Source organism: Stutzerimonas stutzeri (assembly GCF_024448715.1).
Lineage (GTDB): Bacteria > Pseudomonadota > Gammaproteobacteria > Pseudomonadales > Pseudomonadaceae > Stutzerimonas > Stutzerimonas stutzeri_AR.
Genome location: NZ_JAMOHZ010000010.1, coordinates 103,023 through 124,518 on the forward strand (window position 1 = coordinate 103,023; position 21,496 = coordinate 124,518).

Consider the following 21,496-nt stretch of genomic DNA (forward strand, 5'->3'; position numbering starts at 1 on the left):
GCATGGATACCGTTGGCGGCGCAGTACCGCGCGTTGGGAAGACAGCTCAGTTGGGCTTTTCGAAGGGTTTGTCGAAGGTGATTTTCGGCGCTCGCCACGGGCCCTCAACGTTGTACTGAACGCTGGCGAAGCGTGCGACTTTATCACCCAACAGCTTGTCGACGACGAACAAGGCGCCACCGATGGCCGGCGCGCCGACGATCAGCGCTGCCAGTGGCAGGTTGTTGCTGACCGGCAGCGTGACCAGCAGCTTTGCGTCGATCCGGTCATTGACCATATCGACCCGGCCATCCAGCTCGAGATTGCTCGACGGCCCAGTCACCGTCAGCGGCTGCGACGTCACGTAAACCCCGTCGGTAGCGACCAGTTCGCCCTTGATTCGATCGTAGCTCAGGCCTTTGCTGAACAAATCCGAGAAATCCAGCCGCAGCCGCCGCCCGATGGAAGCGAAATTGAGCAGACCGAAGACCCGCAGCGCCTGAGCGCCGCCATCCACTTCACGTAATTGGCCGTTGCGCAGCCTGCCATCGAGTCGGCCGGACAGCCGCTGCAAACTGAAGGATGCTGGCGACCCGGGCCAGTTGCCGTCCACATCGAGACGAAAGGATTCGCTGGTGGTGGAAGGCGCAAACCCCCAAGCCAGAAGTACATCGGCCACATTGGCACCCTCGAGTCTGCCCTTGTACCAACTCTGGGAACCGCTCCAGCCACCCTCGCCGCCGACCTTGAGTCCTTTGAGATTCAGATTCAGCTCCGAGAATTCGACGCCGTTGCCCGCTGGACGCATTTTCAACGCCCAGGCACCCAGCGGCTGATCGCCCTGCAGTACCTCGGCCACCGCAACATCCATCGCTGGCAGGTTCTTCGGATCGACGGCGGCCAGCGGATCTTCCGAACTTCCTTGGGCCTTGCCTGGATCTGCCGCAGGGAGCTGCAGGCGCGACAGATCCAGCACGATAGGCTCTCCATCGGTATCCGGCAGGCGAACGGTGCCGGCGACGGTCCGGCTATCCAGCCCCAGCGCCCAGCCGGCCGGAAAGCGCCGCAGATCCACGCCGAGATTGTCGACCCGGATGCCGAAACCCACAAACGTCCCGATATCAAGCTGGGCGCGGCGCAGCAGTGAAGTGGCCTCATCGCCTTGCAAAGCGCTGTCATAACCATTCGACAGCGCTTGCCATTCCTCCAGATTGAGCAGCGGTATGTTTCCGCGTACGTACAATCCCTGATCGCTGCGCAGATTCGCAGCAGCACCGCCCAACACCAATTCACCTCCACCCTCGGCCCATTCACCGGCCGGCGCGACGAAGGTCAGCGCCGCCAGCGCGCCGTGACGGAGGCTATAGCTTTGCCGCTCGCCGCCCAGCGTCATTCGCAGCGTGGTATCGCGCCGTTCGTTGGCCGTCTTGCCGAATGGCGTCGGGAGCGCCAGCGCTGTGCCCAACAGCGATGAATCCACCTGCAGGTTGCTGTCGACGCCATCCAGGACCAGATTCAACCGAAACGGTAGCTCCCCGGATGCGGGCACAGGCTGTTCGATTTTCCGCCAGGCCAGGAGTCGCTGCAGCGCCACCGTTCCGGTGGCCTCGATCCGCGTGGAAGGATTGCCTGGCTGCCCGGTGGCGATGGCTTTGCCACGCACAAGGCTGCCAAGGGCGCGACCGTGAAGCTCCGCAGCGCTGAAGCCACGTTCACTGTCATAGCGAAACTCACCACCCAATCCTTCGAACTCCAGATCCGCCTGTGTAACGAACAGCGAAGCATCGGAGCTGGAAAAATCCACGACGGCCCTAGGGCGCTCGCCCTTGGCCAGCGGGATGTTCAGATTAAGGGTTCCGCTCAAAGGTCCGTCAGCGCGCCACCCGGCGAAGAGATCGGCAGTGCCGATCGGTGCCTCTTGCATCAGTGTCAGCGCATCTCGCAGATTGCCATCGACCTGCCCCTCGATATCCAGCCGCGGCGGCTGGCCGTCCTGGCTATGCGGAATTTCGGCTGTAGCGTCATGCACGCGACTGTCGAGCATGCGCGCCTCGGCAAGACGTACCCGCGCCCCGCTGTCCTCGATCAGCACCTCGCCACGACCTTCACGCAACACGGGCCAGCCGGGCTGAAAGGCAAGCTCGGCATCCTTCACCTTGAAATACAAGCTCAGGCTGCGAGCAGTATCGGCCACACCTTTGTTCAGCGCGCCCTGATACTGAAAATAGCCCTGCTCGACGGTACCGCCGCGAATCGCCGTGTTCAGCCATTCGCTCAACGCTGGGCTCAAGGCTGGCGAGCGCGTCGGCAGGTATTTCTCCGTGTAGCGAGCATCCCCATCACGGATACCGACGCGCAGATCCATGTAGTCCTCGGCAGCCGGATCGCGCATCAGGCGGATCAGGAAATCGCCAGCGATGCGCCCCTCTTCGCCCTCGACTTGCAAATAGGGCGCGGCAAGCGTGACGGCCTGATCATTTAGCGTCCAGACGAGACTGCCGCGGCTGCGGCGATAATCCCAAGGGCTCGGAAACAGCTCAGCCAGATGCAGACTGAAGTCCCGGTTGTCGAAACGCAGCTCGCCCCCGCCGAGATTGCCCTGCACCACGCCACTGACGTTGCGCACGGCGGGTATCCATTTATGCGCGGCGATACTGACCGCATCGAGATTAGCGGTGAATGCCAGGCGCTCGGGGGGCGGCGCCACCGGACGGTAGTCGAACTGCAAATTACGCAGCACTCCGCTCGGCGCCAGCCCGAGCAGATACTCGCTCGCCATATCGGGCAAAGGCGCCAATGCATGAAACAGCTTGGCCACCGGTGCGACCGGAATGCGATCAGCCTGCACGCGCCAGCGATCCTCGGCGATATCCTGCTGGACAACCATTGCCGTGTCCCGCCAGCGGCTGTCTTCAAAAGTGAAGGCCAGGCCAGCGATCTGCATTCGATAGCCCTCATCCGCCCGATCGATGTAGGCGTTTACCGCCAGATCCTCGATCTGCACCGGGTCATGCTGCAAATGGCCTACCTGCACTGCCGGCGCGTTCAGCCGCGCAACCGCACGGGCCAACCCGCGCTTGCGCCAGTCGAGCCATACCTCGCCACCAGCCTGTAGCTGCTGGACGTTCCAGCTGCCGGTCAGGCTTGTCGGCAGCCAGGCGGCCCAGTCGCTCTGCGGCAGGCTGAGGTACAGTTGCGCCTCGCTGGCCCGCCAGTCTTTCGGTCGCACCAACGCCTGCGCACGCATGCTCAGTGGCTGGCCATCCGGCAACAGCACCCGCCCGTCCAGGCGCAGGCGTTCACCTGCGGTGCGCAGTTCGAGATTGGCGTAGGTCAGGGTCAGCGGCGCTTCAGCGTGCGCCTCAAGGGTGATCTGGCTGTCGAGCAGCAATAGACGCCCGATTCTCTGCAGCTCCTCAAATAGCTTCTGCGGATCCACTGGCGTTTCGTCGCCGCGCTCGGGCAATCCGCCGACACGCCATTTGCCCTCCGCATCCTGCACCAGGCTTAAATGGGCGCCAGTGAATTCCACCGACTTCAATTGAAGCTGCCGAGACAAGAGGCTGGCCATCACGTCAGGCACCAGCGCCAGGCTATCGAGACGCATCGCCGCGTCTCCTTCCCCAAGCACCACGTCGTGCGCCAGCAACCGCGGCGAAAAGCCTTCCCAGCGACCTTCCAGTTTTCCGAGCGCCACCGGCATGCTCAGCAGTTCGCGCGCCTTGTCTTGCGCCTCGAGCCGATACTCCGCCACCAGCGGCACCAACTGGCGGCCAAGGCTTACGTAAAAAGCAAGCAGCACCAGGCCGATAGCGCCCAGCCAGAGGCTACCGCGCAAGAACGCAAGGGCAAGGGCAAGGAGCCGACTCATACGGATGCGCTCCAGTCATCCGGGCCAACATGGCCTGGCTTGCATCTAGGGTCTGTTCCCGTTTCGTCGCGGCCGCGACGGAGCCGGTTTTTGCGCGAGACAAGACACGAGTCGCGCAGTTTGGTCGTTCCAAATAAGCGACGAGAAACGCCGTATCGCACAAAAACCGGCCCGTCCCTACGGGTTGCGCGGCAAATCTCGCCATGCGGCGTTGCGGGACTTGGTAAGGGAGCGACCATTACCTGCGTCCCGCGCCTTGCCTGGCGAGATTTGGCGCAGCAACGCGGCTCGCAGCGAAACGGCAACAGACCCTAGTCAGAGCAGCACCACGTCGTACTGTTCCTGCGAGTACATGGTCTCCACCTGGAACTTGATCGAACGGCCAATGAAGCTTTCGAGGTCGGCGACATTGCCCGATTCCTCGTCGAGTAGCCGGTCGATCACTTTCTGGTTCGCCAGTACACGATAGCCCTCGGGCTGGTAAGCGCGGGCCTCGCGAAGGATCTCGCGGAATATCTCGTAGCAGACGGTTTCCGGAGTTTTCAACTTGCCGCGCCCCTGGCAACACATGCAGGGCTCGCACAGTACTTGCTCGAGACTTTCACGAGTGCGCTTGCGAGTCATCTGCACCAGGCCCAGCTCGGTGATACCGATGATGTTGGTCTTGGCGTGATCACGCTCCAGCTGCTTTTCCAGCGTGCGCAGGACCTGACGGCGATGTTCTTCGTCTTCCATGTCGATGAAGTCGATGATGATGATCCCGCCGAGATTGCGCAGCCGAAGCTGACGCGCAATGGCGGTAGCAGACTCGAGGTTGGTCTTGAAGATGGTTTCCTCGAGCGTGCGATGGCCGACGAAGGCACCGGTATTCACGTCGATAGTAGTCATCGCCTCGGCCGGATCGATGATCAGATAGCCGCCGGACTTGAGCATGACCTTGCGCTCGAGCGCCTTCTGGATTTCGTCTTCGACACTGTACAGATCGAAGATCGGCCGCTCGCCGGGGTAATGCTCGAGTTGCTCGCTCAACTCCGGCATCAGCTCGCCGACGAACTGGCTGACCTTCTGGAAGTTTTCTCGCGAATCGATACGGATCTTCTCGATACGCGGATTGACCAGATCGCGCAGGGTGCGCATGGCCAGCGACAGGTCTTCATAAATGATCGAGGGCGCGCCAGCGGTCTTCATCTGGCCGTCGATCTGCTCCCACAGGCGACGCAGGTAGCGAATGTCCATGAGGATTTCGTCGCTGCCTGCGCCCTCGGCGGCTGTGCGCAAGATGAACCCGCCAGCTTCCTTGATGCCTTCGGCCGCGACACATTCGGCGACCACCTGTTTGAGTCGCTCGCGCTCGGACTCGTCTTCGATGCGCAAGGAAATTCCGACGTGACTGGTCTTGGGCATGTAGACCAGGTAGCGCGAAGGTATCGACAGTTGTGTCGTCAACCGTGCGCCCTTGGTTCCGATCGGGTCCTTGGTGACCTGGACGACCAGCGCCTGCCCTTCATGGACGAGCGCACTGATGGGCTCGACCGCGTTGCCTTCCCGGCTGGAAATTTCCGAAGCGTGGATGAATGCCGCACGCTCCAGGCCGATGTCGACGAAAGCCGCCTGCATCCCGGGTAGCACTCGTGCCACCTTGCCCTTGTAGATGTTGCCGACGATGCCGCGACGCTGGGTGCGCTCGACATGCACCTCCTGCAGGACACCGTTTTCCACCACCGCCACCCGTGATTCCATGGGGGTGATGTTCATCAGAATTTCTTCGCTCATTGTTATTCTCGGCCGATGGCGGTGGGGTGAAACAGCCGAAGCTGACGAGTGGGCTCGATTCTAACGGCATACGCCGCCAAGCCACAGGCTCTAGGTTGAGCTTTTAGTCCAGTACTCGAGACCGTATGCATCGAGCAGCTGTGCCGTTTCACATAACGGCAGACCGACCACGCCGGAGTAGCTGCCCTCAAGGGCGCTGACGAAAACCGCACCCCAACCCTGAATGGCATAGCTACCCGCCTTGTCCCGTGGTTCGCCGCTGGTCCAGTAGGCCTCGGCTTCTTCCGGCCGAACGGGCCGGAAGCGTACCCGACTGCTCACCAGACGCACCACGCAATCTGCTTGACCGGCCAACGCGACCGCCGTCAGTACCTGATGCTCGCGCCCGGACAAGGCCTGTAGTGTCGCCAGTGCATCCTGCTTATCTATCGGCTTACCAAGAATCCGCTGATCCAGCACTACCGTGGTGTCGGCACCCAGCACGTACGCCGAGGCGTCATCGACCAGAGCCAGGCCCGCCAGGGCTTTCTCTCGAGCCAGACGCTGAACGTAGACGTCCGGCGACTCCGCTGGATCGGGTGTTTCGTCGATGGAGACCGCGAGAAGGGAAAACGGAACGCCGATCTGTGTCAGCAGTTCACGACGCCGGGGCGACGCGGAGGCGAGAAACAATGCGGGCATGCCTGCTCCTTGGACAAAAACTATCGAAGCAGATTCGCATATCTGGGCGGCGCTCGGAAGCAACTCGCCTGATCGCGGAGACGATCAGTAGACGTTGAAGCGCCGCCGCGCCCATTGCAGGGCAATGAAGACCCATGGCCAGAGCAAAGCGCTGACCGGGACGGGGACGAGAAACAGAAGCGTCGGCGGACGATTGCCTGTAAGCGTATTGAGCCACAACTGCACCAATTGCCCGATTCCTAGAATCACCAGCAGTACCAGACTTTGCTGTAATAGCGGAAACATACGTAGGCGCTGCTGAAGGTTGAGCACCAGAAAGGTGATCAAGATCAACGGCAGGCCGTTCTGCCCCAGCAGGGTGCCGGACAGCACATCGAGCATCAGCCCGAAGATGAACGCCGCGACCATACCGCCGCGATGGGGCAATGCGATTGCCCAGTAGGCGATGAACATGGCGAGCCAGAGCGGACGCCCCAGCCCGATGCTGTGCGGCATGGGTGCCACGCTGAGCAACAGCGCTATCAACAGTGATAACCAGATCACCCAACCATTATTCAGTCGTCCGCTGATCATGGCTGCTCCTCGGCGTCCGGTCGCGTCGTATCCGGCGTCGCCGGGGCAGCGTCAGGGGTTTCCGGCTCAGAGATCGCATCGGCAGCAGCCGGCTCCGCCTGCTCGGCGGCCTCGCGATCGGCCGTCTCCTGAGCTTCGGCAGCGGCTGTGACACGTTCCTCCGGTGTCCGCGAATCGCTGAAGACAAGCAACAGATAGCGGCTGCGATTGAGCATCGCAGTGGGGATGGCACGAACGATCAGGAAGGGTTGCCCCGAGCCCCGCACCACCTCGGTGACCTGGGCGACCGGATAACCACTGGGAAAGCGCTGCCCCAATCCCGAGCTGACGAGCAAATCGCCTTCCTTGATATCGGCCGTCTCGGCGACATGACGCAGCTCGAGATAATCAGGGCTGCCAGTGCCGACCGCAATCGCCCGCAAACCGTTGCGATTGACTTGCACCGGAATGCTGTGAGTCACGTCCGTCAGCAATAGGACCCTGGCGGCGTAGGGCATGACTTCGACGACCTGCCCCATCAGCCCGCTGGCATCGAGCACCGGCTGGCCGAGGAAGACACCGTCACGCTCGCCCTTGTCGATGAGAATGCGGTGAGTGAAGGGGTTGGGATCGAGGCCAATCAGCTCGCCAATGATCACTTTGTCATCGACCAATGCGGCGGAGTTGAGCAGCTCGCGCAGGCGCACATTCTGCTCGGTCAGCATCGCCAGCTTCTGCAGACGCCGCTGCATGAGCAACGCTTCGGCTTTCAGCTTCTCATTCTCGGCGACCAGGCTGGTGCTGCTGCTGATCTGCTCGGTTGCACGCTGCCAGGTGCGCACCGGTAGATCGGCCAACCAATAGAAAGGCGTCAACACCAGGCCCATCTGGCTGCGCACAGGTTTCAACGTCTCGAAGCGCGCGTCGACCACCATCAGCGCGACACAGAGCACGGAGAGCACCAGCAGGCGAACTCCGAGCAAGGGTCCTTTGGCAAATAGTGGTTTGATTGACAGGTCCTCGCAGCTGCAGGCTTCAAACTAAACGCGACAAGCCGAGAGCAGAGTGTGGCCCTGCTTTCGGCTTGCGCTTGGAGCTTACCGCTTGTAGGTCACTCCGTGGACAGCAGATCCATGGCGTGACGGTCCATCATTTCCAGAGCCCGGCCGCCACCGCGTGCGACGCAGGTCAGTGGCTCTTCGGCGACGATTACCGGCAGACCGGTTTCCTGGGAAAGCAGCTTGTCGAGATCACGCAACAGCGCGCCACCACCCGTCAGTACCAGGCCGCGCTCGGCGATGTCGGACGCCAGCTCCGGCGGCGACTGCTCCAGCGCGCTCTTGACCGCCTGGACGATGGTGGCCAGGGATTCCTGCAGCGCCTCGAGCACTTCGTTGGAGTTGAGGGTAAAGCTACGTGGCACGCCTTCGGCAAGGTTGCGACCGCGAACGTCGACTTCGCGTACGTCGCTGCTCGGGAATGCGGTGCCGATTTCCTGCTTGATGCGTTCGGCAGTGGACTCACCGATCAGGCTGCCGTAGTTCCGGCGCACATAGGTAACGATGGATTCGTCGAAGCGATCGCCGCCGACACGGACGGACTCGGCGTAAACCACGCCATTAAGGGATATCAGCGCGATCTCGGTGGTACCGCCGCCGATATCGACGACCATAGAACCGCGCGCCTCATCGACCGGCAGGCCGGCACCGATGGCTGCCGCCATTGGCTCTTCGATCAGAAAGACCTCACGCGCACCAGCACCCAACGCCGATTCGCGGATCGCACGGCGCTCGACCTGAGTGGACTTGCAGGGAACGCAGATCAGCACGCGAGGGCTGGGCTGCAGAAAGCTGTTTTCGTGAACCTTGTTGATGAAATACTGCAGCATCTTTTCACAAACGCTGAAGTCGGCGATCACGCCGTCTTTCATCGGGCGAATCGCGTTGATGTTGCCTGGAGTACGGCCAAGCATGCGCTTGGCGTCGGTGCCCACGGCGACCACGCTTTTTTGATTGCCATGGGAGCGAATAGCCACCACGGACGGCTCGTTCAGGACGATGCCGCGGTCGCGCACGTAAATAAGGGTATTGGCAGTGCCCAGGTCGATCGACAAATCGCTGGAAAACATGCCACGCAGTTTCTTGAACATGGGAAAAGGGCCCTGGGGCAAACGCGTGGGGAAAAAAGTGCCGCAAACTCTAACAATGGTGCGAACTTAGGGCAAGGCGCGAGTCCACGCTTGTCTGGCCAGACGTGAGCTATTGCGCGAAAAAACGATCAGCAAAGAAAAAACACAGTGCACCCGGCAAGCCGCAGCCGTGCTACCGAGAACACCTACAGGCATGTAAGATTGATGGCTTTTCCGGGCTCGAATGCCCGCTGCCGCGGCTCGACCTTGCTGCTCTGACGCTGGCCTTTGCCGACGGAAGGCGCACCCGATTCGCCTCACGCTGGAGAATTCCGATGGCGCTTGAACGCTCCGAGGTGGAAAAGATCGCTCATCTGGCCCGTCTGGGCCTGAATGAAGACGACCTGCCCCGCACCACCGAGACCCTCAATAACATCCTCGGCCTGATCGATCGCATGCAGGCGGTCGACACTAATGGCATCGAGCCGCTGGCCCATCCGCTGGAAACCCACCAGCGTCTGCGCGCCGACGAAGTCACTGAGAGCAACCAGCGCGAGGCCTACCAGGCAATCGCTCCGGCCGTGGAAAGCGGCCTTTATCTGGTCCCGAAGGTGATCGAGTAATGAAGGACGCCGACATGCACCAACTGACTCTCGCCGAAATTGCGCGCGCCCTGAGCGAAAAGCGCTTCTCCGCAGAAGAACTGACCCGCTCGCTGCTGACCCGTATCCAGCAGCTCGACCCGCAACTGAACAGCTTTATCACCGTCACCGAAGAGCAAGCCATTGCCCAGGCCAAGACCGCCGATATGCGTCGCGCCAGCGGCGAAAGCGGCGCTCTGCTGGGTGCACCGATAGGCCACAAGGACCTGTTCTGCACCCAGGGCGTGCGCACCAGCTGCGGCTCGAAGATCCTCGACAGCTTCAAATCGCCCTATGACGCCACGGTGGTCGAACGGCTCGCCGCTGCGGGCGCGGTATCGCTGGGCAAGCTGAACATGGACGAATTCGCCATGGGCTCGGCCAATGAGTCGAGTTTTTATGGCGCGGTAAAGAACCCTTGGGATCCGACCCGAGTCCCGGGTGGTTCGTCCGGCGGTTCGGCCGCAGCGGTTGCCGCACGTCTGCTGCCAGCCGCAACCGGCAGCGATACCGGTGGCTCCATTCGCCAACCCGCCGCGCTGACCAACCTTACAGGACTGAAACCGACCTACGGACGCGTCTCGCGCTGGGGCATGATCGCCTACGCCTCCAGCCTCGATCAGGGTGGTCCGCTGGCCCGTACTGCCGAGGATTGCGCATTGATGCTCGGCGCCATGGCCGGCTTCGACCCGAAGGATTCCACCAGCGTCGACCAACCGCTAGACGATTATTTAGCGGCGCTGAGCAAGCCGCTTAACGGCCTGCGCATCGGTCTGCCGAAGGAATATTTAGGCGCAGGGCTCGATCCGAAGATCGCCGACGCAGTAATGGCGGCGATCGAAGAGCTGAAAAAGCTCGGTGCCACGGTGAAGGAAATCAGCCTGCCGAACATGCAGCACGCAATCCCCTCCTACTACGTGATCGCGCCGGCCGAGGCTTCTTCCAACCTGTCGCGTTTCGACGGTGTGCGCTTCGGCTATCGCTGCGAGAACCCAGCGGACCTCACCGACCTCTACAAGCGCTCGCGCGCCGAAGGCTTCGGTGACGAAGTCAAACGCCGCGTCATGGTCGGTACCTATGCATTGTCCGCCGGTTACTACGATGCCTACTATCTCAAGGCGCAAAAGATTCGCCGCTTGATCAAGAACGACTTCGTCAGCGCCTTCGATGAAGTCGACGTGATTCTCGGCCCGACCACGCCGAACCTGGCGTGGAAGCTCGGCGAAAAGAATGCCGACCCGGTCTCGGCCTATCTGGAAGATATCTACACCATCACCGCCAACCTGGCCGGCATTCCGGGCATTTCCATGCCAGCTGGATTCATCGATGGATTGCCCGTAGGCGTGCAGTTGCTAGCGCCCTATTTCCAAGAGGCGCGCTTGCTCAACGTGGCGCATCAGTACCAGCAAGTGACCGATTGGCACATGCGCGCCCCGGCCGGATTCTGAGGAGATTGAAGATGCAATGGGAAACCGTGATCGGGCTGGAAATCCACGCACAGCTCGCAACCCAGTCGAAGATTTTCTCCGGCAGCGCCACCACCTTCGGCGCCGAGCCCAACACCCAGGCCAGCCTGGTTGACCTGGGCATGCCCGGCACGCTGCCAGTGCTCAATGCCGAAGCCGTGCGCATGGCTTGCAAATTCGGTCTGGCAATCGATGCCGAGATTGCCGACAAGAACGTCTTCGCCCGGAAGAATTATTTCTATCCCGATCTGCCGAAGGGTTATCAAACCAGCCAGATGGATCATCCCATCGTCGGCAAGGGTTTCCTCGACATTACCCTGGAAGACGGCACGCAGAAGCGCATCGGCATTACCCGTGCGCACCTGGAAGAAGACGCCGGCAAGAGCTTGCACGAAGATTTCCACGGCATGAGCGGCATCGACCTCAACCGCGCCGGCACGCCGCTGCTGGAGATCGTTTCCGAGCCGGATATCCGTAGCGCCAAGGAGGCGGTGGCCTACGTCAAGGCAATCCATGCCCTGGTGCGTTACCTCGGCATCTGCGACGGCAACATGGCTGAAGGCTCGCTGCGTTGCGACTGCAACGTCTCGGTGCGCCCGAAAGGCCAGACCGAATTCGGCACCCGCGCCGAGATCAAGAACGTCAACTCCTTCCGCTTCATCGAGAAAGCGATTAATCACGAAGTGCAGCGGCAGATCGAGTTGATCGAAGACGGCGGCAAGGTGGTGCAGGAAACTCGCCTGTACGATCCGAACAAGGACGAGACGCGCTCCATGCGCAGCAAGGAAGAAGCCAACGATTACCGCTACTTCCCCTGCCCTGACCTGCTACCGGTAGTCATCGAGCAACGCTTTCTCGACGAGATCCGCGCCAGCCTGCCGGAGCTGCCGGTTGAGAAGCGTGAACGCTTCCAACGCGAATTCGGCCTTTCCGCCTATGACGCCGACGTACTGGCCGCCAGCCGCGAGATGGCCGACTACTTCGAGCAAGTCCAGCGCACCTGTGGCGATGCCAAGCTGTCCGCCAACTGGGTGATGGGCGAGCTGTCCAGCCTGCTCAACAAGGACAACCTGGATATCGAGCAGTCGCCAGTCTCTGCCGAGCAGTTAGGCGGGATGATCCAACGCATCAAGGACAACACCATCAGCGGCAAAATCGCCAAGATGGTCTTCGAAGCCATGGCGGCCGGTGAAGGCTCGGCAGATGACATCATCGAGAAGAAGGGCCTCAAGCAGGTCACCGACTCGGGTGCCATCGAGGCGATGCTGGATGAGGTGCTGGCAGCCAACGCCGAGCAGGTCGAACAATACCGCGCCAGCGACGAAGCCAAGCGCGGCAAGATGTTCGGCTTTTTCGTCGGCCAGGCGATGAAAGCCTCCAAGGGCAAGGCCAACCCTGCCCAGGTCAACCAATTGCTGAAGAGCAAGCTCGAAGGCTGACCCAACGAGGCGGGCCTGACAGGACCCGCCTCGTCTCCGGTGCTCATGACGATTGCAGTCAACGCTTCGGTGTCGATCGACCCGTTGAACGGCTGCGTCGGTTAGCGCTCAATAACGTTCAAGACTGTATAGCAATCCACTCCCGGCAGCTGGTGCCGCGCCTGCATTCATTCAGGGGATTGGCTCATGCAAACCAGACTGCTGGTTATACCCTTCCTGCTCGCCCTGGCTGGCGGCTGTACCGAGAAGCAGGATGAAGTTTCGAAAGCCAAACGCACTTTCATCCAGCAGGGCAAGGCGTCCTATTACGCCCGCAGTTTTCATGGCGAGCAGACCGCGAGCGGCGAAACATTCAATCAAAACGAGCTGGTCGCTGCGCACAAAACGCTGCCGTTCGGCACGCGCGTAAAGGTGACCAATCTCGAAAACGGCAAACAGGTAACGGTACGCATCGTCGATCGCGGCCCGTTCAAGCCGGGGCGGATCATCGATCTGTCACGGATCGCTGCCAGCAAGATTGACCTGATCGAGGACGGCGTGGTCAACGCCAAGATCGAAAAAGTAGACTGACCGGGAGCGCCGAATACCGATGGAGTTGCAATGAGTTTAATGACGTTCGCCTATCTGATCGTCGGCCTGGTCTTGTTGATGACAGGTGCCGAAGCCCTGGTCCGAGGCGCCGCGAAACTGGCTGCGCGCTTCGGTATCTCTCCGCTGATCATCGGCCTGACCGTCGTCGCGTTCGGCACCAGCGCACCGGAGGCGGCCGTCAGCATCCAGGCCTCGCTGAGCGGCAGCGGCGACATTGCCGTAGGCAACGTGATCGGCAGCAACATTGCCAATATCCTCCTGATTCTTGGCCTTTCGGCAATGGTCGCGCCGCTGCTGGTGTCCCGCCAACTGGTGCGCCTCGACGTGCCGGTCATGATCGGCGCCGGCGTGCTGACCTTCTTCCTCGCCTGGAACGGCCGCGTCAGCCGGTTGGACGGCGGCATTCTGATGGCCTCGCTGTTGCTCTATACGGTGTTTCTGATCATCGCCAGCAAGCGCGAGAAAAGACGCGCGCAGGTTGACGAGTTCACCACCGAATACGGCCCCGAAGGCCAACCGAAACCACTCGGCTGGCTCGTCCAGCTGTCGATGATAGTGCTCGGGCTGGGCCTGCTGATGGCTGGCTCGAATCTGCTGATTGAAGGTGCGGTGGCCCTGGCACGCGCACTGGGCCTGTCCGAACTGGTGATCGGCCTCACCGTAATCGCGGTCGGCACGTCCATTCCCGAGCTGGCGACTTCACTGCTAGCGGTTTATCGCGGGGAGCGTGATATCGCCGTTGGCAACGTGGTCGGCAGTTGTATCTTCAACCTGCTATTGGTGCTCGGTGCCGGAGCGTTGGTTTCGGCCGACGGTCTGTCGATTTCACCCAATGCGCTGGCCTTCGACCTGCCGGTCATGCTCGCCGTGTTTGGTGCCTGCCTGCCGATCTTCTTTTCCGGATACCAAATCAAACGCTGGGAGGGCACGATGTTCTTAGGCTACTACCTGGCCTATACGCTCTATCTGGTGATGTTTTCTACCGGCCTGCCGGCCATCAATCTGTTACGCCATGCAATGACTTGGTACGTATTGCCCTTGACGGTCATTACGCTTTTCGTGATCTTTCTGCGCGCCTGGAAACACCAGCGCTGACCCACCTCGATCCCCTCTGGAGCTACCTTCGTGACCCTGATGACGTTCGTCTATCTGATAGCCGGCCTGGTGCTGCTTGTCGCTGGCGCCGAGGTTTTGGTGCGCGGCGCTGCCAAACTGGCAGCCCAATTCGGCATCCCATCATTGATCATCGGCCTTACCGTGGTCGCCTTCGGCACCAGCGCGCCAGAGACGGCGGTAAGCGTGCAGGCATCGCTGAATGGCAGCGGCGATATCGCCATCGGCAACGTGATTGGCAGCAACATCGCTAACGTCTTGTTGATTCTTGGCATGACGGCGCTTATTGCGCCGCTGATCGTGTCTCGCCAATTGATCCGCCTCGATGTGCCGATCATGATCGGCGCCAGTCTGGTCACCTATGCACTGGCTTGGGACGGCACGCTCAGTCGCCTCGATGGTGCCCTGCTATTTGCGGCCGTCATCGGCTATACCCTGTTCCTGATCATCAGCAGCCGCCGCGCCAATGCAGTCGCAGCCGCTGATGACGAGTTCACCAAGGAGTTCGGTCTCGATGGAAAACCAAAGCCCTACGCAAGCCTGATCAATGCCGGCCTGGTGATTGCCGGCCTGGTGCTGCTGGTGACGGGATCGAACTTTCTGGTGGAGGGCGCCGTATCGCTGGCCCGTGCGTTGGGCCTGTCGGAACTGGTGATCGGTTTGACCGTGATTGCCGTCGGCACTTCCCTCCCCGAATTGGCGACCTCGATACTCGCCGCCATCCGGGGTGAACGCGATATCGCCGTCGGCAATATCGTCGGCAGCAACATCTTCAACCTGCTCTGCGTGCTAGGGCTGGCCTCGCTGGTATCGCCAGAGGCAATCGGCGTCGCAGCCAGCGCCCTGGCCTTCGACTTCCCGGTAATGATCGCGGTTGCGCTGGCCTGTCTGCCGATCTTTTTCACCGGTTATGCCATCAACCGCTGGGAAGGTCTGTTGTTCCTGGCCTACTACATCGCCTATACGGTCTACCTGGTGACGGCCAGTACCGGGCGCCCGTTTGCCGAAACCTTTGGTGACGCGATTATTGGCTATGTTCTGCCGCTGACTGCTGTGACATTGGTGGTGATTTCCGGGCGCGCCTGGAAAAGCCAACGCGCCTGATGCTCATGGCCGGCTGGTCAGATCCAGCCGGCCCAGCGGAGCAGGAATAACCCGGTATTGATCGTCACCGCCGCGCCGAGCGTTGTGATGACGATGATGGTCGCGGCTAATTGATGATTGGAATTGACCGCGCGCGCCATGACAAAGCTGGAAGCCGCGGTCGGGCAGCCAAAATACAGAAACAGGATACCGAGCTCGGCGCCGCGAAAGCCGCATAGCCAAGCGCCCAGCGTAGCCAGCGCCGGAAACCAGACCATCTTCATCATGCTCGAGCTCATCGCAATGCCGCTGCTTTCACGCAACACCGCAATCGAGAGTGTGCCGCCGATGCAGATCAGAGCCAGCGGTAGCGTCAGCTGAGCGAAATATTGCCCCGATGTCATCAGCCAATCGGGTAGAGGAACCTGCCAATAGGCGAAGGGTATCGCTGCGGTCACGCCAATGATCAAAGGGTTGCGCAGAATACTGCGGATGATCGCCCGGGCATCTGCGTGGCCATCGGGGCTGTAGATCGCTAAGACCACGGCAGACAGGCTGTTATACAAAAGGATTACCACACCGGCCAGCACGCCGCCGAGCGAAAGCCCGTAGTCGCCATAAAGACTGGTAGCCAATGCCAGTCCGATCACGCCGTTGTTGCCGCGAAAAGCACCCTGCACGTAGACGCCGCGATCCGCCACCGGACAGCGCCAATGCGCCCAGGCCCAAGCCAGCAAAAAGCCACCCACCGTAGCGGCTATGTAATAGATAAGCAGTGCCGGCTGTAGCGCGGCGCTTAAATCCGCCTTGATGACCGAAAGAAACAGCAGCGTTGGCATCGTGGCGTTGAACACCAACGTCGATGCCGTATGGATGAATGCACCATCGATCCAGCGCAGGCGCATCAGTGCGACGCCGGCAAACAGCATTACGAAAACCGGTGCGGTGACGCTCAGGGTCTGCAGAACCAGGGGGAGCATGGCAACGCTCGAAAAGAAGAGTCGTGGATACCAACAGGGTAAACAAAAACTGCCGGATCGGGCGCCGGGCTAGCCGTCGACTTGGTATAAACAGCGCAGTGCCGGCATCCAAGACGGCTACCTGCGCTTGCTGAGGGCGATCAGCGCCGAACCGGGCGCTTCTGCAGCTTGCGCTGCAAGGTCCGCCGATGCATGCCCAACGCGCGCGCCGTGGCGGAGATGTTGCCGTCATGCTCAGCGAGCACGCGCTGGATATGCTCCCACTGCAGCCGGTCCACCGACATCGGGTTTTCCGGCACCAGCGTATCCAGATCAGCATGTTTGGAAAGCAGTGCGGCGAGCACGTCGTCAGCGTCGGCGGGTTTGCACAGATAGTTGCAAGCACCGCGCTTGATCGCCTCGACCGCGGTGGCGATGCTCGAATAGCCGGTGAGGATAAGCACCTTCATCTCCGGGTCCAGCTCGAGCAGTTTGGGCAGCAGTACCAAGCCTGAGTCGCCTTCCATCTTCAGGTCCAGTACCGCGTAATCGGGCAATTCTTGCTGCGCCATCTCCAGGCCTTCCTCGGCCGATCCGGCGATGCTGACATGCAAACCACGGCGGCTCATGGCGCGTGCCATGACACGGGTAAATGTCGGATCGTCATCCACTAGCAGCAGATGGGGCTGATCGTCGCCTTCGTGCTGCAACTCTTCGGTCATGTCTGGATTCCTCGCATCATTGTCACGTCAGTTCAGGCCCGTACCGAGCCATGCGGCAGGCGCAGCTCGGTCAGAGTGCCACCCTTTTCGTGATTGTAGAGTTTCACCGTACCGCCGGCGCGCGTCACGCTGGCCTGGCTCAGGAACAGGCCGAGGCCGAAGCCTTTGCCCTTGGTCGTGATGAAGGGTCTGCCGATCTGTTCGGCAATAGCCAGAGGCACACCGGCGCCGTGATCGCGAATGGTCAACTTGATCCATTGTGCGTCCCAGTCCAGGCGAATCTCCAGATCATCCGGGCTGGCATCAGTGGCGTTGTTCAGCAGGTTAAGCAGCGACTGACTCAAATCAGCCGGTGGCATCAGACGCGGCGGCGTGCCCTTACCCAAACACTGGAAGCGATAGGTTGCCTCTGGATGCATCAGATGCCAGCGCTGCAGCACCGACTCGGTCCACTCGCGCACGGTCTGCTCGACGATGGCCTGGCGGCGATCGGCTTCGGCGGCACGAACCAGCTGACGCAGGCTTTCCTTGCAGAGCTGGACCTGTGACTGCAACAGTTCGAGGTCTTCGCTCAATTGCGGATCGCGGTATTCCTGGCGCAACTCCTTGAGCAACACGCTCATGGTCGCCAGCGGCGTACCCAATTCATGCGCGGCGCCAGCCGCCTGCGTCGCCACGGCCAGAAGCTGCTGGTCACGCATGCTTTCTTCGCGGCGCTGGGCCTGGAGTTGCTCCTGACGTCGTAATTGCTCGGCCATACGTGCGACAAAAAAGGTAATCAGCGCAGCTGCCAAGGCAAAACTCAGCCACATTCCATAGACGAGCAAGGTAGTGCGATCGACCGGCGGGGCGATGACCGGGTCGTACCACACCAGCATCAGCGTGTAGCCCGCAAGCGCCATGCCGGACAGAACGACTGAGTACAGCCACGGCAATGTGGCCGCAGCGATCGTCAGCGGTACCAGATAGTAGGAAACGAACGGGTTAGTCGAACCGCCCGAGTAATACAGCAGCGCGCTGTGAATCAACAAGTCAGCAGCCAGGTGAACCGCGTATTCGAGTTCGGTCACCGGCCAGGGCCCTCGCAGCCGTAAAGCCGTGCCCAGGCAAATAAGCGCGGAGATCGCCAACGTGATACTCAGATGCGCCCACGGCAAGACGAACAACTGCGTGGCATAGGCGAGCCCCACCGCGCCCGCCTGAGCAGCAAGCACGAGGATGCGGATCAGGGTGAGCAGACGGAGATTCTGACGGCTGGCAGACAGCAGGTGAACGGATGCGTACATGGGTTCTCCAAACGAATGGCGAGTATAACCAAGCGATTCGGGAGGCAGCCCTTTCTGCGTCAACGCGACGCACAGAAAAACTGCGTAACGGCCCTCAAAGGGCTAAAGTCTCTGCGCCGCACCGGTGGTGCACTGAATTCAGGAGCTCTCATGTTCGTTACAGTTCCCCGCAGCGTCGCGCTGCTGGCCTGCCTTGCCTGCTTTCCGGTTGTTGCCGACGAGCAGCACTACAACCAGATTTCCCTGCGTGCCGAGGCCAGCAGCGAAGTAGCCCACGACCGCATGCACGTCACGCTTTACAGCGAAGCCCAGCACGAGGACCCGGCGCAGCTGGCCGCGCAGACCACCGAAGCCATGAACAAAGCCTTGCAGCGCGCCCGCCAAACGAAAGGCGTCGTCGTCAGCCAGGGCAGCCGCAGCAGCTATCCGGTCTACGAGGAAAAGGGCCAGCAGATCACCGCCTGGCGCGAACGCGCCGAGCTGCGCCTTGAGAGCGGTGACTTCACTGCTCTGTCCAAACTTACCGGCGAATTGATGCAGGACTTGAAGATGGGCAGCATGCACTTCAGCGTCTCCGACGCGATCCGAAAGCAGAACGAAGATGCCCTGCTGAAGGATGCCGTCGCCGCCTTCCGCGCCCGCGCACAACTGGCTACCGAAGCGCTTGGCGGCACTGACTACCGGATCGTCAACCTCAATCTGAACAGCGGCGGCGGTTACCAGCCGGTGATGCGCAACTTCGCGATGAAGAGCATGGATTCCATGCCGACACCGGAGGTCGAGGCCGGGACCCGCCAGGTCAGCATCAATGCCGACGGTGTCATCGAAGTTGAGATGCCGTGACGTCGTAACCCCCAGTTTGGCGGGGTTGCACGCCCTGCCAACACGACCGAGACACAACCGGCTCGAAGCGAGCCATGCCGTATCGAGCACGCTTTCAGACGTCGCACTCCATTCAATGACTGCCAACCTGGCCCCCCAAACCAACGAGAACCGGAACTCCTGACCGTCGTTCAATTTCGCTCAAGCCGGCAACACGCAGCCTCTCGATGCGAATGTATAACGTCTGTAAATTATTAGCGTTTGCCTCCAGCGCCCCCTAGAATCTTTGCCGCCCCCTCGCTCCACACAAGGATCACCATGCGACTCTGGCTCGGCACCCTCCGCCAATGGCACTGGATCAGCTCCGCGCTGTGCCTGGCCGGCATGCTCCTGTTCGCGATTACCGGCATCACACTCAACCATGCAGGGCAAATCGAGGCCAGCCCCGTCATTTCCGAGCGTCAGGCTCATCTTCCTGAAGCGTTGCGGACCAAGCTGCTGACGGAGTCGCCAGAGGCTGGTTTGCCTAGTCAATTGCGTTTCTGGCTGGAGAGCGAGCTAAACATCGAGCTGGCCGATCGCAACGCCGAGTGGACCGATGGAGAGTTGTATATCGCCCTGCCCCGCCCCGGTGGCGATGCATGGCTGAGCCTCGAACTGGAAAGCGGCGAACTGCTGTACGAATCCACCGATCGCGGTTGGGTTTCCTATCTCAACGACCTGCACAAAGGCCGCAACACCGGCACGGTCTGGAGCTGGTTCATCGATATCTTTGCCGCGGCATGCGTAGTTTTCAGTCTCACCGGCCTGTTGCTGTTGCAGCGCCACGCCGCCGGGCGACCCATCACCTGGCCGCTGGTCGGCCTGGGCCTGGTTGTTCCCGTGCTGTTGGCCCTGCTGTTCATTCATTAAGGATCTGCGATGCGTAAACGCTTGTTGCTACCCCTCACTCTGATCAGCGCGCCAATTATGGCGGCTGACCTACAGGTCTCCGTCGAGATTCCACGGTTGCAGGTCGCCGAATATCACCGCCCCTACGTCGCACTTTGGCTGGAGCGCCCGGACCAGAGCCATGTCGCCGATTTGGCCGTGTGGTACGACGTGAAGCTGAAGGATGAGGAAGGTGAAAAATGGCTCAAGGACCTGCGTCAGTGGTGGCGCCGCAGCGGTCGTAGCCTGGACCTTCCGGTCGATGGTGTCAGCGCTGCGACCCGCGCAGTCGGCAGCCATGAACTGAACTTCGACGACAGCAAGGCCCCACTCAAGGATTTGCCCGCCGGTGAGTATCGACTGGTCGTGGAAGCAGCTCGGGAAGTCGGCGGTCGCGAATTGCTGCGAGTGCCCTTCAGCTGGCCGCCACAGGAAAAACAAAGCCATCGAGCCCAGGGCAAAAGTGAGCTGGGCAACATATCTCTTAACCTGAATCCATGAACTAGGAATCGCTCATGAAACCCATGATCAAATGGACCGCCCTGGCCCTGGCCGTATGTCTGCCACTTTCTGCCCAGGCTCACCGTGCCTGGATGCTGCCATCGGCGACCGTACTGTCTGGAGAGGACCCATGGATCACCGTCGACGCCGCGGTATCCAATGACCTGTTCTATTTCGAGCACGTCCCACTGCGCCTGCAGGGCATCGGCAACCTCGACCAGGCGCCGGCTAGCGGTCCGCCCGGCATGCGCGCACGGCCCGCATCGCAGTTGCACGTGATCGCACCGGACGGCTCACCGATCCAGGCCGAGAATGGCGCCATCGGCCACTACCGCAGCACCTTCGATGTGCATCTGACGCAGAAAGGGACCTATAAGCTGGCGGTGGCCAACAACGGTCTGTTTGCACGATGGAAGGAGAACGGCCAAATGCGCCGCTGGATGGGCACCCCTGAGGCGTTCGCCAAGGAAGTCCCAGCCAAAGGCGAGGACCTCAAGGTCAGCCAGAACAGCAGCCGCATGGAAGTGTTCGTTACCTCCGGCAATCCTTCTAAGGAAGTGCTCACGCCCACCGGCAAAGGATTAGAGATGGCACCCATTACCCATCCCAACGACCTCTTCGCCGGCGAAGCGGCGGAGTTCGCCTTCCTACTCGATGGCGAACCGGCCGCGGGCGTGAAGATCAGCGTGATCCCCGGCGGCAATCGCTATCGCGACCATTTGGGCGAGATCCACGCAACCACCGACGAACAGGGCAAGGTGAGTATCACTTGGCCGGAAGCGGGCATGTATTGGCTGGAAGCCGAGATGATCAGCGACAAGGGTGTCTCGGAGCCCGCCACCGAACGCCGCGCCACCTATAGCGCAACCTTGGAAATACAGGCGCCCTAGAGAGCGCGCAACGCACGCTGCTTCATATGGGGCAGCGCTGGAAGGTGGATCGGACCGCGCAGATACAAT

The 21,496-nt window shown here is 61.0% G+C and carries 19 protein-coding genes; 10 read left to right on the forward strand and 9 right to left on the reverse strand.

What is annotated here, in order from left to right:
• Positions 1-46 precede the first annotated feature (46 nt).
• From NAV33_RS19680 to mreB, 6 genes are all read right to left on the reverse strand, one after another.
• Positions 47-3,850 (reverse strand): YhdP family protein, encoded by a 3,804-nt coding sequence (locus NAV33_RS19680; protein WP_255983204.1) that lies wholly within the window; start codon positions 3,848-3,850, stop codon positions 47-49.
• 315 nt (positions 3,851-4,165) lie between these two features.
• On the reverse strand, positions 4,166-5,623 hold the full coding sequence (rng, locus tag NAV33_RS19685; protein WP_255983206.1) for a ribonuclease G: 1,458 nt from the start codon (positions 5,621-5,623) through the stop codon (positions 4,166-4,168).
• 90 nt (positions 5,624-5,713) lie between these two features.
• Positions 5,714-6,304: a Maf family protein gene (locus NAV33_RS19690; protein WP_255983208.1), complete on the reverse strand. Its 591-nt coding sequence runs from the start codon at positions 6,302-6,304 to the stop codon at positions 5,714-5,716.
• 84 nt (positions 6,305-6,388) lie between these two features.
• Positions 6,389-6,877 (reverse strand): rod shape-determining protein MreD, encoded by a 489-nt coding sequence (gene mreD, locus NAV33_RS19695; protein ID WP_255983210.1) that lies wholly within the window; start codon positions 6,875-6,877, stop codon positions 6,389-6,391.
• Positions 6,874-7,839, reverse strand: coding sequence for a rod shape-determining protein MreC (mreC, locus tag NAV33_RS19700; protein ID WP_408102217.1), 966 nt, complete (start codon positions 7,837-7,839; stop codon positions 6,874-6,876). Before mreC ends, mreD begins: the two co-directional genes overlap by 4 nt.
• Before the next feature lie 128 nt (positions 7,840-7,967).
• Positions 7,968-9,005, reverse strand: coding sequence for a rod shape-determining protein MreB (mreB, locus tag NAV33_RS19705; RefSeq protein ID WP_255983211.1), 1,038 nt, complete (start codon positions 9,003-9,005; stop codon positions 7,968-7,970).
• 314 nt (positions 9,006-9,319) lie between these two features.
• Between mreB and gatC the strand changes: the two genes are divergently transcribed.
• The 6 genes from gatC to NAV33_RS19735 all read left to right on the forward strand — a co-directional run bounded on the left by gatC (position 9,320) and on the right by NAV33_RS19735 (position 15,338).
• Complete coding sequence (gene gatC, locus NAV33_RS19710; protein ID WP_255983213.1) at positions 9,320-9,607, forward strand: Asp-tRNA(Asn)/Glu-tRNA(Gln) amidotransferase subunit GatC; 288 nt, start codon at positions 9,320-9,322, stop codon at positions 9,605-9,607.
• 14 nt (positions 9,608-9,621) lie between these two features.
• Positions 9,622-11,073 (forward strand): Asp-tRNA(Asn)/Glu-tRNA(Gln) amidotransferase subunit GatA, encoded by a 1,452-nt coding sequence (gene gatA / locus NAV33_RS19715; RefSeq protein ID WP_255983215.1) that lies wholly within the window; start codon positions 9,622-9,624, stop codon positions 11,071-11,073.
• An 11-nt stretch (positions 11,074-11,084) separates the two neighbouring features.
• Positions 11,085-12,530, forward strand: coding sequence for an Asp-tRNA(Asn)/Glu-tRNA(Gln) amidotransferase subunit GatB (gene gatB, locus NAV33_RS19720; RefSeq protein ID WP_255983217.1), 1,446 nt, complete (start codon positions 11,085-11,087; stop codon positions 12,528-12,530).
• 186 nt (positions 12,531-12,716) lie between these two features.
• Positions 12,717-13,100 carry a septal ring lytic transglycosylase RlpA family protein gene (locus NAV33_RS19725; RefSeq protein ID WP_255983219.1) on the forward strand — a complete coding sequence of 128 codons (384 nt, stop codon included), beginning with the start codon at positions 12,717-12,719 and terminating at the stop codon, positions 13,098-13,100.
• Between the two features lie 30 nt (positions 13,101-13,130).
• The gene (locus NAV33_RS19730; protein ID WP_255983221.1) at positions 13,131-14,216 is read left to right on the forward strand and encodes a calcium/sodium antiporter; all 1,086 of its coding nucleotides are present in this window, start codon (positions 13,131-13,133) and stop codon (positions 14,214-14,216) included.
• 30 nt (positions 14,217-14,246) lie between these two features.
• Positions 14,247-15,338, forward strand: a complete 1,092-nt coding sequence (locus tag NAV33_RS19735; RefSeq protein WP_255983223.1) for a calcium/sodium antiporter — start codon at positions 14,247-14,249, stop codon at positions 15,336-15,338.
• 17 nt (positions 15,339-15,355) lie between these two features.
• On the opposite strand, the gene NAV33_RS19740 is transcribed toward NAV33_RS19735, so the two are convergent.
• From NAV33_RS19740 to NAV33_RS19750, 3 genes are all read right to left on the reverse strand, one after another.
• Positions 15,356-16,297, reverse strand: a complete 942-nt coding sequence (locus NAV33_RS19740; protein WP_255983225.1) for an AEC family transporter — start codon at positions 16,295-16,297, stop codon at positions 15,356-15,358.
• 140 nt (positions 16,298-16,437) lie between these two features.
• Complete coding sequence (locus NAV33_RS19745; protein ID WP_255983227.1) at positions 16,438-16,998, reverse strand: response regulator transcription factor; 561 nt, start codon at positions 16,996-16,998, stop codon at positions 16,438-16,440.
• A gap of 32 nt (positions 16,999-17,030) precedes the next feature.
• On the reverse strand, positions 17,031-18,284 hold the full coding sequence (locus NAV33_RS19750) for an ATP-binding protein (RefSeq protein ID WP_255983229.1): 1,254 nt from the start codon (positions 18,282-18,284) through the stop codon (positions 17,031-17,033).
• Between the two features lie 150 nt (positions 18,285-18,434).
• Here NAV33_RS19750 and NAV33_RS19755 point away from each other — a divergent pair, with 150 nt between their 5' ends.
• From NAV33_RS19755 to NAV33_RS19770, 4 genes are all read left to right on the forward strand, one after another.
• Entirely contained in the window at positions 18,435-19,127 is a 693-nt protein-coding gene (locus NAV33_RS19755; protein ID WP_255983231.1) for an SIMPL domain-containing protein, read from the forward strand.
• A 297-nt stretch (positions 19,128-19,424) separates the two neighbouring features.
• Positions 19,425-20,018 (forward strand): PepSY-associated TM helix domain-containing protein, encoded by a 594-nt coding sequence (locus tag NAV33_RS19760; protein WP_255983233.1) that lies wholly within the window; start codon positions 19,425-19,427, stop codon positions 20,016-20,018.
• A 9-nt stretch (positions 20,019-20,027) separates the two neighbouring features.
• Positions 20,028-20,537 (forward strand): DUF2271 domain-containing protein, encoded by a 510-nt coding sequence (locus NAV33_RS19765; RefSeq protein WP_255983235.1) that lies wholly within the window; start codon positions 20,028-20,030, stop codon positions 20,535-20,537.
• A 14-nt stretch (positions 20,538-20,551) separates the two neighbouring features.
• A complete protein-coding gene (locus NAV33_RS19770; RefSeq protein ID WP_255983237.1) occupies positions 20,552-21,427 on the forward strand; it encodes a DUF4198 domain-containing protein in 876 nt (291 codons plus the stop codon).
• The last annotated feature ends 69 nt before the right edge of the window (positions 21,428-21,496 follow it).